This is a genomic window from Pseudomonas sp. URMO17WK12:I12 (assembly GCF_000514395.1).
In the GTDB taxonomy this organism is placed as follows: Bacteria; Pseudomonadota; Gammaproteobacteria; order Pseudomonadales; family Pseudomonadaceae; genus Aquipseudomonas; species Aquipseudomonas mucoides.
In genome coordinates this window covers 516,888-531,572 of record NZ_AZVV01000003.1, presented here as the reverse complement: position 1 = coordinate 531,572, position 14,685 = coordinate 516,888, and the positions used below count along the sequence as shown (strand labels likewise).

At 58.8% G+C, this 14,685-nt stretch carries 13 protein-coding genes; 4 read left to right on the top strand and 9 right to left on the bottom strand.

From position 1 onward, the window contains the following. Positions 1-6: 6 nt before the first annotated feature. From D882_RS0102655 to D882_RS0102640, 4 genes are all read right to left on the bottom strand, one after another. The gene (locus D882_RS0102655; protein ID WP_371258928.1) at positions 7-993 is read right to left on the bottom strand and encodes a dihydroorotate dehydrogenase; all 987 of its coding nucleotides are present in this window, start codon (positions 991-993) and stop codon (positions 7-9) included. Between the two features lie 85 nt (positions 994-1,078). Then, positions 1,079-2,011, bottom strand: a complete 933-nt coding sequence (locus D882_RS0102650; RefSeq protein ID WP_027921790.1) for a DUF6282 family protein — start codon at positions 2,009-2,011, stop codon at positions 1,079-1,081. A 30-nt stretch (positions 2,012-2,041) separates the two neighbouring features. Next, positions 2,042-2,800, bottom strand: coding sequence for an HpcH/HpaI aldolase/citrate lyase family protein (locus D882_RS01000000130795; protein ID WP_256218281.1), 759 nt, complete (start codon positions 2,798-2,800; stop codon positions 2,042-2,044). A 5-nt stretch (positions 2,801-2,805) separates the two neighbouring features. Then, positions 2,806-3,201 carry a cupin domain-containing protein gene (locus tag D882_RS0102640; RefSeq protein ID WP_027921789.1) on the bottom strand — a complete coding sequence of 132 codons (396 nt, stop codon included), beginning with the start codon at positions 3,199-3,201 and terminating at the stop codon, positions 2,806-2,808. Between the two features lie 194 nt (positions 3,202-3,395). Between D882_RS0102640 and D882_RS0102635 the strand changes: the two genes are divergently transcribed. The 4 genes from D882_RS0102635 (at position 3,396) to D882_RS0102620 (ending at position 8,725) form a co-directional block, all read left to right on the top strand. Then, complete coding sequence (locus tag D882_RS0102635) at positions 3,396-4,826, top strand: NAD-dependent succinate-semialdehyde dehydrogenase (protein WP_027921788.1); 1,431 nt, start codon at positions 3,396-3,398, stop codon at positions 4,824-4,826. A 31-nt stretch (positions 4,827-4,857) separates the two neighbouring features. After that, the gene (locus tag D882_RS0102630) at positions 4,858-6,447 is read left to right on the top strand and encodes a GMC family oxidoreductase (protein WP_027921787.1); all 1,590 of its coding nucleotides are present in this window, start codon (positions 4,858-4,860) and stop codon (positions 6,445-6,447) included. A 63-nt stretch (positions 6,448-6,510) separates the two neighbouring features. Continuing rightward, on the top strand, positions 6,511-7,851 hold the full coding sequence (locus tag D882_RS0102625; RefSeq protein ID WP_027921786.1) for an MFS transporter: 1,341 nt from the start codon (positions 6,511-6,513) through the stop codon (positions 7,849-7,851). Between the two features lie 73 nt (positions 7,852-7,924). Beyond that, a complete protein-coding gene (locus D882_RS0102620; protein ID WP_027921785.1) occupies positions 7,925-8,725 on the top strand; it encodes an IclR family transcriptional regulator in 801 nt (266 codons plus the stop codon). Positions 8,726-8,866: 141 nt separating this feature from the next. Here the strand turns inward: D882_RS0102620 and D882_RS0102615 are convergent, their stop codons facing one another. The 5 genes from D882_RS0102615 to D882_RS0102595 all read right to left on the bottom strand — a co-directional run bounded on the left by D882_RS0102615 (position 8,867) and on the right by D882_RS0102595 (position 14,554). After that, positions 8,867-9,667 (bottom strand): ABC transporter permease, encoded by an 801-nt coding sequence (locus tag D882_RS0102615; protein WP_371258930.1) that lies wholly within the window; start codon positions 9,665-9,667, stop codon positions 8,867-8,869. A 2-nt stretch (positions 9,668-9,669) separates the two neighbouring features. Further along, positions 9,670-10,881, bottom strand: coding sequence for an ABC transporter permease (locus D882_RS01000000130790; RefSeq protein ID WP_032833388.1), 1,212 nt, complete (start codon positions 10,879-10,881; stop codon positions 9,670-9,672). Positions 10,882-10,900: 19 nt separating this feature from the next. Further along, positions 10,901-11,950 carry an ABC transporter substrate-binding protein gene (locus D882_RS0102605; protein WP_027921783.1) on the bottom strand — a complete coding sequence of 350 codons (1,050 nt, stop codon included), beginning with the start codon at positions 11,948-11,950 and terminating at the stop codon, positions 10,901-10,903. A gap of 82 nt (positions 11,951-12,032) precedes the next feature. Continuing rightward, entirely contained in the window at positions 12,033-13,187 is a 1,155-nt protein-coding gene (locus D882_RS0102600; RefSeq protein WP_081743878.1) for an ABC transporter ATP-binding protein, read from the bottom strand. Then, complete coding sequence (locus tag D882_RS0102595; RefSeq protein WP_027921781.1) at positions 13,184-14,554, bottom strand: aminotransferase; 1,371 nt, start codon at positions 14,552-14,554, stop codon at positions 13,184-13,186. Before D882_RS0102595 ends, D882_RS0102600 begins: the two co-directional genes overlap by 4 nt. Between the last annotated feature and the right edge of the window lie 131 nt (positions 14,555-14,685).

The following is a 14,685-nucleotide window of genomic DNA, read 5'->3' as shown; positions in this document are numbered from 1 at the left end:
GCCGTTTCAGGCTGGAGACCCTGGGCACTCCGGGGCGAAGCCTTTCCACCACTCAGGCCGGTCTGGTTGCTGCTGATAGGTCTGCACCTGATCAGCTGCGCTGCCTAACAGTTGTTCGATGCTCAGTCCTCGTTTAGCGACGTATTCCTCCAGTTCCTGCACAGCGCGGGACAATACTTCGTAGCCGCCAGTGAATACCGCTGAAGTCATCTCTGTGGCGCAGGCTCCTGATAGCAAAAAACGCGCGACGTCCAGCCCGTTGCGAGCTCCGTTGGTGGCGATCAGCGGGTAATCGTCGCCCATTGCTTTGCGAGTCATCATCAGCCAGCGTGCGGTCAGTGGTAGCGCCCAGCCGCCACCGATTGCGGCACTGGTGCCGAGCATGGGCAGGCCGGTGTCCAGGTCGGGAAGAAAGCCCATGAATCGACCCATCATCACAACACTGTCGGCTCCGCCTCTGCGTGCAGCCTGAGCCAGGCCGACAACGTCCTCGCTTTGCCCGGTGAGTTTGATCCACAGCGGTAATGTCGTGGCCTGTCGGATACGCGCCACAATAGCCTCAATGCGTGCCGCGCCGCGTTCAAGGACGATGGCGCCCTTGGCGGCTTCTTCACCGTGAGGGGCGCCAATGTTCAGCTCCAACACTCTCAGGCCAGCCTGTTCGATCTGCTGGGCGTAGTCCGCACATTGTTCAAGGTCACTGAGGATCAGGCTTGGGATAACGTAAGCATCTTGCTGCCGAGCTTCGCGGTCCAGCTTCGCCAGGTCGTCGAGCCATTCTCCAAAACTGCGTTGTACCAGACCCGAACGACCGAACAGACTGGCATCCGGTGGTGGGGAGAAGTCCCACGGCAAGCGGTTCCAGTTCGAATCCAGTAACACATAGTCCGTCTTGTCCAGTTGGTGCTTGGCGGCTTGCGATTCGTTGGTGGATTTGGCTACCACCGCGCCAGCGCCGGTGGCTAGGGCCGCGCGGATGGCATCGCGAGTCATGGTCTGCTCGCCAGCCCCGCAGATAACAGGATTCTTAAAGGACAGTGGCCCAATCTGAGTGGTAAGTCGCGTCATGACCGGGTGCTCACAGGTTCATCAAGCGGGAAGCGTTGCCGGAGGTCATCTTGCGAATATCCTCGTCGCTATAATCCAAACCCAGCAGTTGGCCGATTACATTGCGAAAGCCCTCGGCGATGCTTGGATTGCCTTGCTGACCCAGGTCGGATCCGAGGATGGTCAGGTCCACGGTTCCGGCTTCGATCACCTGTTTCAGGAATTGATCGTCGTAGAATTTGAACTTCGATCCAGGTACCCACATGCACATGGAGTGCTCCATGTAGACGCCTTCCTTAGCCAGTTGGCGCATATCATCGAGCGTTGCATCGACCACGTAGGTCGGATGGTTGACCAGCAGTCGTTTGACGCCACGTTTGCGGGCTTCCTCAAACAGCGGCCAGATCTCCCTGATGTTCAGGTGTCCGGCGGAAAGCACCACATCCTCTGCGGCAATCAGGTCGAGGATCGCTTTTACTTCTTCCTTCAAGCGGCCGTCGTCATCGAGGACGGTCAATGGAATCGGTTGCAGCATGCGTTGGGTAGTTTGCGGAAATTTTTCGGTGAATTTCTCGTCCTGATGGTGATGGGCGATGTGGTTGGCCGAGGAAAATGTTGGCATCCAGACCAGCTTCGCACCCAGCTTCAAGCCGTGTTCGACGGCATGGACATTGAGCCCGCCGACTGCGTTGTTCAGTGGCACACCCGATAGCATGTGAACGTCAAGCTCGCTGAAGTGTTTGTTCAGCAGGGTTGTCACTGGTGTGCAGCTGTAATAGTGGTCCTTGAGCAACACCGCCTTTAAACCAGCTGCGCTGGCTTCGCGCATGGCTTCGACATGGTCGCAGTAGCGTGGCATGACCGAGGGGCCGCTGTGGCAGTGCAAGTCGATGGCGCCGCGCATGAGACTGTCGATGCGCGCCTGGCGCTCTTCGTTGGCGGATGTATTAATGATGACGTTCATGGAGTTACCTCTTGTTGTTTTGCAGGCGGCTCAGCGGGTGAGGCTGTGGAAATGACATACCTGTTGAGTCCAGCCAGTGCGCAGCACCGCCTGGTCCGAACCCAGAATGAAAAAGCGCATTCCCTGGCTGCTGAAGCGCTCCAGGTCTTCGCTGTTGGAGACAAAAATCCCGGCAGCCTTGCCAGCTTGCCGTGCGGCCTCGATCACGCGGCTGACAGCAGATTCGACGCGCGGATCATCCAGCGCACTGACGCCGAGCGAGACCGCCAGGTCGGCACGTCCGACCAGCAGGCAGTCGATCTGCTCGACGCTGGCGATTGCCACCAGGTTGTCCAGTGCAGCGCGGTCCTCGATCTGGGCAATGATCGAGTGACGACCATCTTCGGCGGCCATGTGTTCGGCGAGGTTGGCGCGACCATAGGTGCCGGCCCGGGGTGAGTTGGAGAAACCGCGGCTGCCATTGCGATACCGGGTTGCCTGCAATATATGGCGCGCTTGAGCTGCATCGACAATATGGGGCAAAACCAAGCCGTCGGCGCCCAGGTCCAACGCCTGCAACAGCGTGGTTGGGCGGTCGTCGGCGACACGTACCAAACCAGCCACCTGCGCAGCGCGACAGGCCAGCAGACCGCGATCAAGACTGCCTTGATCGAAGGGGGCATGCTCGGCATCCAGGACGATTGCATCCAGTTTGCAGTCACCGGCAATTTCTACCAGCGCATGGCTCGGGGTCTTGATGAACGTACTGATCAGTGACTGGCCAGCACGAAGCCGGGACGAGAAGCTCATGCCGTTCATGGCTGTGCTTGCCCGGCGTCGGCGAACTCACCCGCCTGGTATTCGATCAAGTGCCGGTAGTCGTCGCGAATCGGCGAGAACACATCCAGGTTCATCACCACTTCGTCACCGATCGGTTCGGCGTAATGCACTACATGGGGCGGTATGCGGATCATGCTGCCCGGACCCCCTTCGACCACGTCGTCACCCAAGTGAAAGCGCACGCGTCCCTGCACGATGATCACCAGCTGTTCGAAGGTGTGACTGTGAGGGTTGACGTCCATGCCCGGGGTCAGCCAGTTCATCACACACAGCGTGTCATCGCCGCGGAAAGCCACGCGCTCGACGCCTTTGCGGACGGTTTCGCGGGGCAGGTCATCCCAGTTGTGAAGCAGTGCATTGGCAATACTCATCGGTTCGCACCTTTGTTTCTATTGTAGGAATAGTGTTTCGCTGTGAGATAAACCTAGCGCGCTCAGTTATAGATGGTCAAGCGACTTTTTCGCCTTGACATTCACGCTTTTAGACTCCTAGGATTGCGCCACACAGAGAAATCTTATTTCTCTCAATGAAACCAATTCTGTTCAGTCCCGAAAGGTTCTTTTTTATGCGAGTTATCGAATCCCTGTTGATTGACGGTCAATGGTCTGCTGGTGCCCACGAGCGTTATGCCGATGTGTTTAACCCTGCCACCGGCGAGTTGATTGCCAAGCTGAGCCTGGCTGCGACTGCCGATCTGGATCGCGCCCTGGCGGCGGCACAGCGTGGCTTTCAGGTGTGGCGCAAGATCTCGGCCTACGAGCGCTCGAAAATCTTGCGTCGGGCGGCCGACCTGGTGCGTCAGCGTTCGGACGAAATAGCGGCGCTGATCACTCTGGAACAAGGCAAGCCGTTGGCGGAAGCCAAACTTGAAGCCTTCGGCGCTGGAGATCACATCGATTGGTACGCCGAGGAGGGCCGTCGCGCGTACGGTCGAGTGATTCCTGCGCGTGCCCGAGGCGTCCGGCAGACCGTGTTGCGCGAGCCAGTGGGGCCGGTAGCAGCGTTCAGCCCCTGGAACTTCCCGGTCAGCCAGCTGGTGCGCAAGATTGCGGGCGCACTGGCGGCCGGCTGTTCGATCATTGCCAAAGGCCCGGAGGAAACGCCTTCATCCTGTATCGAATTGTGCCGGGCGTTTCAGGATGCCGGAGTGCCTGACGGCGTACTGAACCTCGTGTTTGGCGTGCCGGCCGAAGTGTCCGATTACCTGATTCGCTCCGAGGTCATTCGCAAAGTGTCGTTCACCGGATCGGTGCCGGTCGGTCGTGCGTTGGGTGCGCTGGCGGGTCAATACCTCAAGCGTTGCACACTGGAACTGGGAGGACATGCTCCGTTCATTGTCTGCGATGACGTTGACGTCAAGGCCGTGGCGGCGCTGGGGGCGGGCCTGAAATTCCGCAATGGCGGCCAGATCTGTGCCTCGCCGACGCGTTTCTATGTGCAATCGGCGGTGTATGAGCAGTTCGTCGATGCGTTCTGCGCAGCCGGTGCTGCCATCAAGGTCGGTGATGGCCACGATGCCTCGACACAACTGGGCCCGTTGGCCAATCCACGCCGGGTGGCTGCCGTGCAGGAATATGTCGATGACGCCTTGGCTGTCGGCGCACAACTGGCGTTGGGTGGCAAAACCACCGACGGCGCAGGCTTCTTCTATCCCGCTACGGTGCTGACCGATGTGCCTGAAAACGCACGGGTAATGAACGAAGAGCCGTTCGGCCCGATCGCGTCCATTGTCCGCTTCGATACCGTCGAAGAAGTGATCGAGAAGGCCAACGGCTTGTCCTTCGGGCTGGCAGCGTTCGTGTTCACCCGATCGATCCAGCGCGCTACGTTGCTGGCTGATGAACTGGAGTCGGGCATGGTCTCCATCAACCACTTCGGCCTTGCTGCTCCCGAAACGCCATTCGGCGGTGTCAAGGACAGCGGTTACGGCAGCGAGGGGGGGAGTGAAGGGCTGGACGCGTACTTCACCACCAAATTCGTCAGCCAGATCGGCTGAACAGAAACACCCGACACCGAGATCAATGCCAATGCAAACCTTCGATTACATTGTGGTCGGGGCCGGTTCCGCTGGCTGTGCCTTGAGCGCACGGCTGGCGAACGCTGGCAAACAGGTGCTGTTGATTGAAGCCGGACCGGCTGACAACCACCCGTACATTCACATTCCCGGCACCTTCATCCGGGTTCACGGCTCCCGGCGTACCTGGATGTATCGCACTGAACCCGAGCCTTTCGTCAATCAACGCCAGGTCTACATTCCCCAAGGCCGCACGCTGGGGGGCGGTAGTTCGGTGAACGCGATGATTTATATTCGCGGCCAGGCACAGGATTATGACGATTGGCAGGCCAATGGTTGCCCCGGATGGGGATGGCAGGATGTTCTGCCGGTGTTTCGGCGCTGTGAATCGAATGTCCGGTTGAGCGGTGCCTTGCACGGCCAGTCGGGCCCATTGAATGTCAGTGACGCGGGGCACCGGCATGCCCTGAGCCGTGCCTTTGTGCAGGCCGCTGTCGAAGCGGGGGTACGCGAGACAGACGATTTCAATGGCGCCAGGCAGGAGGGCGCGGGCTTCTATCAGACCACCACTTCACACGGTCGACGCGCCAGTTCGGCGGTGGCTTACATACGGCCTTTGCGCAACAACGTAAACCTCAAGGTACGCACCGAGACGCATGTCACCGAACTGCTGTTCGATGGTCGTCGGGTCACGGGCGTTCAGGCCACGGATCGCGAAGGTGTTGTGGTCAGGTTTGCCGCCCGTGCAGAGGTCATTGTCAGTGCCGGCGCGATCGCCTCACCCAAGCTTTTGATGCTGTCGGGGATTGGGCCGCGAGCTCATCTGGATGAAATGGGTATTGCTACGCGCGTTCATTCGCCGGGTGTGGGCGAGAACTTCCAGGACCACCTCAGTGCTTCTGTTTATGCGCAAACACGCGAACCTGTCAGCTTGCTCGGACATGACCGCGGCTTGCGGGCGTTGGGGCATGGGCTCAAGTACCTGGCCAACCGTTCGGGTCTGCTCAGCTCCAATGTGGTCGAGAGCGGCGCTTTCGTCGATGCCACCGGTTGCGGTCGGCCCGATGTGCAATTTCACGTGGTGCCCGCGCTGGTGGGCGACATCGACCGGTTGCCCCCCAGTGGCCACGGTATCTCGATCAACCCTTGCGCCTTGCGCCCACGCTCGCGCGGCCAACTGCGCCTGAAAAGTGCCGATCCGATGCAGGAGGTGTCACTGAAGGGCAATTATCTAAGTGATGAGCACGACCTTCGGACCATGGTGGCGGGCGTGAGATTTGCTCGACGCATCTTGCGTGCACCATCGCTGGCCTGCGTGGTGGAAAAGATGCTGTTGCTACCTGATCACGACGACATTCCAGACCATGTGCTGGAGGACTACGTGCGCAGTGTTGCAAAAACCGTTTTCCATCCGGCGGGTACCTGTCGCATGGGGACGGATGCTAACGCAGTGGTCGGGCCCGATCTTCGGGTGCATGGCGTGCAGGGGCTGCGCGTCGCTGACGCGTCGATCATGCCGACCATCGTCAGCGGCAATACGAATGCTCCCTGCATCATGATCGGTGAGCGGTGTGCCGATTTCATTTTGGGGAGCGCCGCGTAATCCCTTCAAATCTGCGCCTGATGCGCACCTCTTCGCATGCACAACAATTACAAGAGTACAGCGATGAACCTTATATCCCGCAGCACCTTCGACAATGAACAGGACAGCGTGCTCTACAACCGTATCGCCTGGCGCCTGCTACCGTTTCTGTTCGTTTTGTACGTCGTCGCCTTTCTGGATCGTGTGAACGTTGGGTTTGCCAAGCTTCAGATGTCGGCCGATATCGGTTTGAGCGATCTGGCGTTCGGTTTCGGAGCGGGGGTTTTCTTCATCGGCTACTGCCTGTGCGAGATCCCCAGCAATATGGTCCTGCAGCGCGTAGGGGCGAGGTTCTGGATCACCCGGATCATGATCACCTGGGGGTTGTTGTCGATCTCCATGATGTTCGTCGAAACGCCAACAGCCTTCTATATTTTGCGCTTTCTGTTGGGCATGGCGGAGGCCGGGTTCTATCCAGGGGTCGTTCTGTACATGACCTACTGGTTTCCTTCCTACGCGCGATCCCAGGGCATGGCCTGGTTCAATCTAGGCATTGCGATGGCCGGCGTTTTAGGCAGTCCGTTGTCGGGTTGGATCATGCAGACATTTGCCGGCGTAGCGGGCATGGCGGGTTGGCAATGGTTGTTTTTGCTGGAGGGGCTCCCGGCCATAGTGCTGGGTATCGCCGTGTTCTTTTACTTGGACGATCGACCTGGCAACGTGCACTGGTTAAGTTCTGAGGAGAACGCCCGCGTGGTGCAGCAACTGGTGGCTCAGCGTCAGCAACAGGAGGCGGCAGGGGCTGGCCACCACTTTCGTGCAGCATTCGTCAGTAAAGATTTGTGGTGCCTGATCTACGTGAACTTCGCGCTACTGTGCGGCACCTATGGGGTGTCGTTCTGGCTTCCGCAGATCGTTCAGGGACTTGGGGTGAAAAGTCTGTTTCAGACCGGGTTGATCGCTGCCATTCCCTTTGCGGTAGCCTCGATCGTCATGGTATTGGTCAGCCGCCACTCGGATAAAAAGCGTGAGCGACGTTGGCACGGTACGCTTTGCAATCTGGCTTCTGCCCTAGGGCTTGCCATCGCGGCGTACTTCCATGATCAGCCGGTGTTGGCGTTGACAGGGCTAAGTCTGGCCATGTCTGGCGGCCTGGCAGGTTTTTGTGTCTTGTGGGCTCTGCCCGGTGTGCTGCTTACCGGGACTGCGGCGGCAGCAGGTATTGCCCTAATTGCCACCGTCGGTAATCTTGGCGGCTATGCTAGCCCGTTCATGATGGGGTGGGTCAAGCAGAGCAGCGGGCATCTGGAATATGGCCTTTATGCGTTAGCCGGCATGACGTTGATAGGGGCACTGGTTATGTTTTCAATCAAGCCTCCAGGCGCCAGGGCTGTTAAAGGATTGCCTGAGTTATCGAACATCTGATATCGCAGAACAACACAAGTGTTTCGGCAGGAGATACAATTGGGCTTTCCAGTTATCGACTAGAGGTGACCTCTTGGAACAGGATGACGAAAAGCCCGCCACCGGCCCCGTATTGCTGGAATCGGTGGAAATGGTGTTCCGTCTGCTCGATGAGCTGACGGCTGCACGCCGCCCCTTGGGGGTGACTGAACTCGCGCATCTGCTTCAAACCGCCAAGCCGAGAACCTACAGGCATCTGGCCTCGATGCGTCAGCTTGGAATACTCGAACAAGACCCCGTCACCGAGAAATACCTCCTCGGCCCCCGCCTGGTCGCCTACGGTGAAGCAGCTGGTGAGCAGTTTGACCTGCGCGCCATTGCTGATCCTTACCTGACGCGTATCCGCGACGCCACAGGGCAAACTGCACTGCTGGCGGTCGCCACCCATGACACTGCGCTGGTGGTGTCGTGTGTCGAGTCCAAAGCCAATGTGTGCATTTCGGTCAAGCCCGGTAACCGCGTGTTGCCCTATTGTTCGGCACAAGGGCGCACCGTGCTCGCTTTCGGCGATGCTGCCAGCCAGCAACGGGTCATGCGACGCAAGATGCCGTGTCTGACCGAGCGTACCCTGCACGATCCCGAGTCGCTCATGCAGCGTCTGGAACTGATTCGTCAACGGCTCTATGACGATGCCGACGGTGAAGTGACCATGGGCATCAACGCCCTGTGCTGTCCGATCTTTCGCGAGAACGACGTGATAGTCGGCACCATTGGCATCGTGGGCCCAAGCGCGGCGATTCCTTCACCACCGCCTGCCGCCATGCTGCGCGAGCTGCAATCGGCAGCGGCTGAAATCAGCGAGCGTTTGCATGCCGGGATCTACAAGCGTTTGTGACGGATAGAGTCGCCGCAACCCCGCACTTGGGCTTCATTCGATTCCGGGGTTGGCCGTCGGGGCTTCTTCGGGACGCTCAAATGGAAAAAAGGACAGACCTGCAATGCGGGCCTGTCCTTTTTTTGCATGAGGATCTGGCTGTTACGAGCGTCGAGTCGCAACGCGTGATAACAGCAACAGCAAGGTGGCGAACAGCACCATGATGGTGGCGGCCGACAACAATACCGGGCTCAAGGCTTCGCGGGCCGTGGTGAACATCTCGCGAGGCAGTGTGCGTTGATCGGGGCCGGCGAGGAACAGGGTCACCACGACCTCATCCAGCGAGGTGGCAAAGGCGAAGAGTCCTCCGGACACCAGGCCTGGCGAGATGAGCGGTAATGTCACTTTGCGCAGGGTTGTCCAGGGCGTGGCGCCCATGCTGGCCGCGGCCCATAACAGACGCTGGTTCAGGCCGCCCAGTGCCGAACCGACATTGACCACCACGAACGGCACCGCCAGGGTGGTGTGCGCCAGAATCAACCCCAGGTAGGTTCGCGTCAGGCCTGCATTGGAAAACACAAAATACATGCCCACGCCGACGATCACCGCCGGCACGATCATGGGGGCGATCAGCAGGACTTCGATGAAGCGTTTACCCGGCATGGCCGGGTGTCGAAGTCCCAGCGCAGCCAGTCCACCCAGGATCACGGCAAGCGCGGTACTCGCCAGCGCCACCGCAAAGCTGTTGAACAGCGCGCTCAGCCATTGTGAGGAGGAGAAGAAGTCCTCATACCAACGCAAAGTAAAGTGCCCCAGCGGCAGCGACATGTAGCGGCTGTCGCTGAACGAGAGCGGCAGAACGATAAGAATAGGCAGCAACAGAAAGGCCAGTACCAGACAGCCACTCAGTGACACGCCGAAATTACCGGCCCAGGCCATCGGCCCGCGATTGGGATTACGGATCATCACTTCGCTCCTGTGCTGCGGCGGGCAAGATGCGCCTGAATGAGGTAGAGCAGGGTGGTCGCGACCAACAGCACCAGGCCCAACGCCGAAGCCAGGCCCCAGTTCAGTGTGCCGGTGGTGAATTGGGCGATGTAGAAACTGATCATTTGATCGGCCGGTCCGCCGAGCAATGCGGGCGTGATGTAGAAGCCGAGGGTGACGATGAAGACCATCAATGCACCGGCCGCCAGTCCAGGGAGGACCTGTGGAAGGTAAACCTGGAAAAACACCCGCGGTGGGCGAGCACCCATTGAGTAGGCCGCCTGTACCAGCAAGCGATTGCAACTGGACATGGCGGCAAGGAGCGGGAACACCATAAACGGCAGCATTACGTGAACCAAGGCCAGGATCACACCGAAGCGGTTGTACAACAGGTGCAACGGACTGTTGACCCATCCCAGCTTTAACAGCATTGCGTTGACGATGCCCTGGTCCTGTAACAGCACCATCCAGGCAGTCGTGCGAACCAGAATCGACGTCCAGAACGGCAGCAGAATCAGCAGCAACAGTGCGTTGCGGGTCTTGGGCGTTCGGCGGTCCAGAAACACGCACAGCGGGAAGGCCAGCAGCACACAAACCAGGGTTGTGATGGCGGCGATGCCAAAGGTGCGTCCAAGGATCGAGCGATACAGGCCGGCTTCATCCTTGCCGACCAGGCCCTGTTGGTAGTCGTGTTTCATGTCCACGGCGGACAGCAGGTGGTAAGTCCCGACAGGGCCTGAGGCGCGTTTGAAGGTTTGCCAGGTAGCATTTTCCAGCCACCGTGGGTCGAGCTTTTGCATGCCCGCGCTGCTGCCGTCCAGGTCACCGGCCTCGCGTTTGGCCGCCATCAGTAAAGCTCGCAGTTCCGGTGCCTCGTAGGCCAGGCGACGGGCAGCCGCTGCCAAGTCGCGGGGCGATACCGCGTTGAGATCCTGTACCAACGGTTTGAACAGTTGCTCATCAGGGGCCGACGTGCCATCCCATTGTGCGACGGCACTGGCCGTCGCGGGCATCGCCTGCGGCAGCTCGCTGTCAGCGACTGCGCGCCACAGCAATGTGCCGATCGGACCGACGAAAGTCAGGACAAGAAACACCACCAAGGGGGCCAGCAGGCCGTAGGCGCGCCAGAGGGCGCCGCGATCCCTGCGGGCGACCACTGGTGATGAGGCATTAATTGCGATTGCACTCATGTCTTTTACTCGACTCGAATCACTGGGCAGACCAAGCGGTCCATTTGGCGTTTAATTCGTCGATACGGTCGACCCAGAATTTGTCGTTGAGCACCAATACGTTGGCACTGTTCTGTGGGGCGCTCGGGGAGTCGGCTAGAGCCGCCGGGTCAGTTTCGGCGATCCCTTTGACGGACGTGATTCCGGTCGGCTGCAGGCTTGGCCATTTCTTCTGGTTCTCAGCTTTTCCCATTACATCGAGCAGGCCATAGGCTTTGTCGACGTTGGGCGAGTTGGCGAGGATCACCCAGCTGTCCATGGTTTGCAGAGACTGATTCCAGACTAGCCCGAATGGCTTGTGATCCTGATGGATCGCGTTGGTGACGCGGCCGTTATAGGACGTAGTCATGCTCACTTCACCTGATGCCAGTAATTGCATCGGCTGGCCACCCGCTTTCCAGAACAGCAGTTGGTTCTTGATCGTGTCGAGCTTCTTGAAAGCACGCTCTACGCCGCCTGAGGTGTTGAGGACTTTGTAGACGTCGGCCGGTGCAACACCGTCGGCCATGAGAGCGATTTCCAGGTTGCCCTTGGGACCCTGGCGCAATGCGCGTTTGCCGGGGAAAGATTTAGTGTCGAAAAAGTCGCTCCAATCTTTCGGGGCGCGACTGGCTTTGCTGGTGTCGTAGCCCAGCACGAAATTGTAGACCGCACTGCCGACACCGCATTCGCTGACCGCACTGGGAATGTAGTTGTCCTTGCCGCCGATGCGTTTGAAGTCCATCGAAACGAAAAGCCCTTCACCGCAACCCAGCTGTAAGTCTTCGGCCTCGACTTGAACCACGTCCCAACCACTGTCTGCGCCTTCCGCGTGAGTTCTCAACAACCCGATGCCGCCTTCCCAGCTGTCATCGATGATTTTGTTGCCGCTGGCTTGGCTGTACGGTTCGAAGAAGATCTTGCGCTGCACATCCTGATACGCACCGCCCCAGGAGGCCACGGTCAGGTCTCTGGCATGGGCGGTTCCCTGGAGCAGGGCAAGCCCGCACAAAACGAAGGTGAGACTGCGAACGGAGCATGAATTGAACATGATGTGACTCCCAGACTTTTGATTTAGTTGTGGTCGGCAGTAGTGACGTAACAGATCGAAGCGTTCTTGTTTTTTGCAGCGCTCAGCACAAAACCATTGCTTGAGCGGCGGGCAGCGCCAGCCTCACGCTTTCACCGGGGTGGGGAGGGGCCTGGCCTAGGTTTCCCGGGTTGTAAGTCATCGACAGCTCGCAGCCATTGGTCATCACCAGGCGCAGCTTGCAGTGAGCGCCATGAAAGATGCTGTCAACGACATTGGCTTGAATCGAGGCTTCTCCCGGAGCTGCCAGTCGTAGGTTCTCTGGGCGAATTGCAAGCGCTGCCGGGTTGCCTGCGGCCAGCTCGGGGTCAGAGCAAAAGGCCTCATGGACCGTGCCGCCTTCGGTCAGGCGGATTCGTGCGAGGTTGCCCGAGACACTGACCAGAACACCTTCCAGAATATTGGTCTCGCCCAGAAAATTCGCTACGAAGCGCGTAGCAGGACGGTTGTAAATGGTTTCCGGCCGGTCGATCTGGGCGATTTTGCCTTCATTGAAAACTGCTACGCGATCAGACATGGTCATGGCTTCGTCTTGATCATGGGTGACGTAGACGAACGTGATGCCCAACTGTTTGTGGATGGCTTTGAGTTCCAGTTGCATGTGCTCACGTAACCCTTTGTCGAGGGCGCCGAGCGGCTCATCCATCAACAGGATGCGCGGGCGATACACCAGCGCCCGGGCGAGCGCGACACGTTGCTGCTGGCCTCCGGACAACTGGGCGGGGTTGCGATCTTCGAATCCTTCCAGGCGCGCCAGTGCCAACGCCTCCTTGACCCGAACCTTTGTTTCGGCGGCCGGTATTTTGCGCAAATTGAGGGGGAAGGCGACGTTCTCGGCCACGCTCATGTGCGGGAAGAGGGCGTAGCTTTGGAAGACCACGCCCATGTCCCGTTTATAAGCTGGTAATTTGCTGATGTCATGGCCGTCCATGAGGATACGGCCACGATCCGGAGCGTCGAAACCGGCGAGCATCATCAGCGTGGTGGTCTTTCCCGAGCCGCTTGGACCCAGCAGGGACAGAAATTCGCCCTGACGGATGCTCAAGTCCAAGTTGTCCACAACCCAACTACGCTCGTCATATGTTTTGTGTACACCTTCGAACCGAACCAATACCGGACTTTGCGTTTCGGGTGCTGCGATGTTGTCGGGTATTGGCATAGGCACTCTGGTCAACGCGCGGCTGGAGTGTGCGGTCATGGTCGGATACTCGCGAGGACTTCATCGAGTGCCTGAGCCACTGCTTTGAGAATAGTCTGGATCTGATCGGCATCGACGATCAGCGGCGGTGCCATCACCAAGGTGTCACCCAAGGCACGCAACAGAATGCCGTTGCGTTGCAGTACATCGCTGACTTTGCTGGCCACTTTGAGCTCGGCAGGGAAGGGTTCACGCGTCTGTTTGTCGGCGACGAACTCCAGCGCAGCCATCAAGCCGATGCCGCGTGCTTCACCCACAAGGGGGTGATCGGCAAAGGCTTTGACGCCAGCCTGAAAGGCCGGGGCCACCTCAGCCACGTGTTCGACGATATCCATCTCGTCATACATGCGCAGGGTTTCCAACGCTACAGCTGCAGCCACTGGATGTCCTCCATAGGTATAGCCGTGACCCAGACCACCCAAGGTGTTGCTCTGATCGGCAATGACCTGATAGACCTGATCGCTGAGCAGCAAAGCCGAGATCGGCTGAAACGCTGCGGACAAACCTTTGGCGCACGTCAACATGTCCGGTTGGATACCCATGGCATGGCAACCCCAGTAATAACCAGTACGACCGAAGCCGCAGATCACTTCATCGGCCACCATCAGAATGTCGTATTTGCGCAGCACCGCCTGAACCTTGGCGAAATAGCCAGCTGGCGGCAGGATCACGCCACCGGTACCCATTACGGGCTCCGCGAAAAATGCGCCAATGGTTTCGGGACCCGCGTCGAGAATGGCTTGCTCCAATTCTTTGGCGAGGCGGGTGGAGAACGCTTCTTCGGTTTCGCCTGGCAGACCTTGGCGATAGAGGTGGGGGCAACGCACATGAATGACGTCGGCCAAGGGCTCACCCCAACCCTTATGCATATTAGGCAAGCCGGTGAGACTAGCCGCGGCCAGAGTGGTGCCATGGTAACTGCGGTGTCGGGCAATCAGGCGTGTCTTGCCCGGTTTTCCCAGCGCAATGTGGTAGTAACGAACGAATTTGATCGCAGTATCGATCGCTTCCGATCCTGAACTCTGGAACACCACTTTACCCAGGCCTGCCGGCGCATGAGCGACCAACTCGGCCGCAAGGTCCGCAGCCGGTCCGTGACTACGATGAGCAAACGTCTGTTGATAGGGCAACTTCAACATTTGCGCATACGCCGCTTCAGCTAGGCGCGGTTGGCTAAAGCCCAGCGTTGCACACCACAGGCCTGACATACCCTCGATGTAACGCCGGCCTTGCTCATCAAATACATAGATGCCCTCGCCACGCTCGATCAGCAATGGACCCAACTGTTCGTGCAGACGCAGATTGGTCTGCGGGTGGAGATGGTGGGCGATATCTCGCTTGGCCAGGGCCGAATCACGAGCGGTCATGACGTCATCCTCTTCAATCATCAATCAGTCGTATGCGTATGCGGTACGTGGTTTTATTTTTACGACTATTGTGGATGGGCGTCAAATGTTTTGTGTATCTCTAGGAGTAATGCTGTTTCTATCAGAGAAAA

Coding starts and splice junctions, on each gene's coding strand:
- D882_RS0102655 (WP_371258928.1), bottom strand. CDS start 993: ATGACTCGCGATGCCATCCGCGCGGCCCTAGCCACCGGCGCTGGCGCG.
- D882_RS0102650 (WP_027921790.1), bottom strand. CDS start 2,011: ATGAACGTCATCATTAATACATCCGCCAACGAAGAGCGCCAGGCGCGC.
- D882_RS01000000130795 (WP_256218281.1), bottom strand. CDS start 2,800: ATGAGCTTCTCGTCCCGGCTTCGTGCTGGCCAGTCACTGATCAGTACG.
- D882_RS0102640 (WP_027921789.1), bottom strand. CDS start 3,201: ATGAGTATTGCCAATGCACTGCTTCACAACTGGGATGACCTGCCCCGC.
- D882_RS0102635 (WP_027921788.1), top strand. CDS start 3,396: ATGCGAGTTATCGAATCCCTGTTGATTGACGGTCAATGGTCTGCTGGT.
- D882_RS0102630 (WP_027921787.1), top strand. CDS start 4,858: ATGCAAACCTTCGATTACATTGTGGTCGGGGCCGGTTCCGCTGGCTGT.
- D882_RS0102625 (WP_027921786.1), top strand. CDS start 6,511: ATGAACCTTATATCCCGCAGCACCTTCGACAATGAACAGGACAGCGTG.
- D882_RS01000000130790 (WP_032833388.1), bottom strand. CDS start 10,881: ATGAGTGCAATCGCAATTAATGCCTCATCACCAGTGGTCGCCCGCAGG.
- D882_RS0102605 (WP_027921783.1), bottom strand. CDS start 11,950: ATGTTCAATTCATGCTCCGTTCGCAGTCTCACCTTCGTTTTGTGCGGG.
- D882_RS0102600 (WP_081743878.1), bottom strand. CDS start 13,187: ATGACCGCACACTCCAGCCGCGCGTTGACCAGAGTGCCTATGCCAATA.
- D882_RS0102595 (WP_027921781.1), bottom strand. CDS start 14,554: ATGACCGCTCGTGATTCGGCCCTGGCCAAGCGAGATATCGCCCACCAT.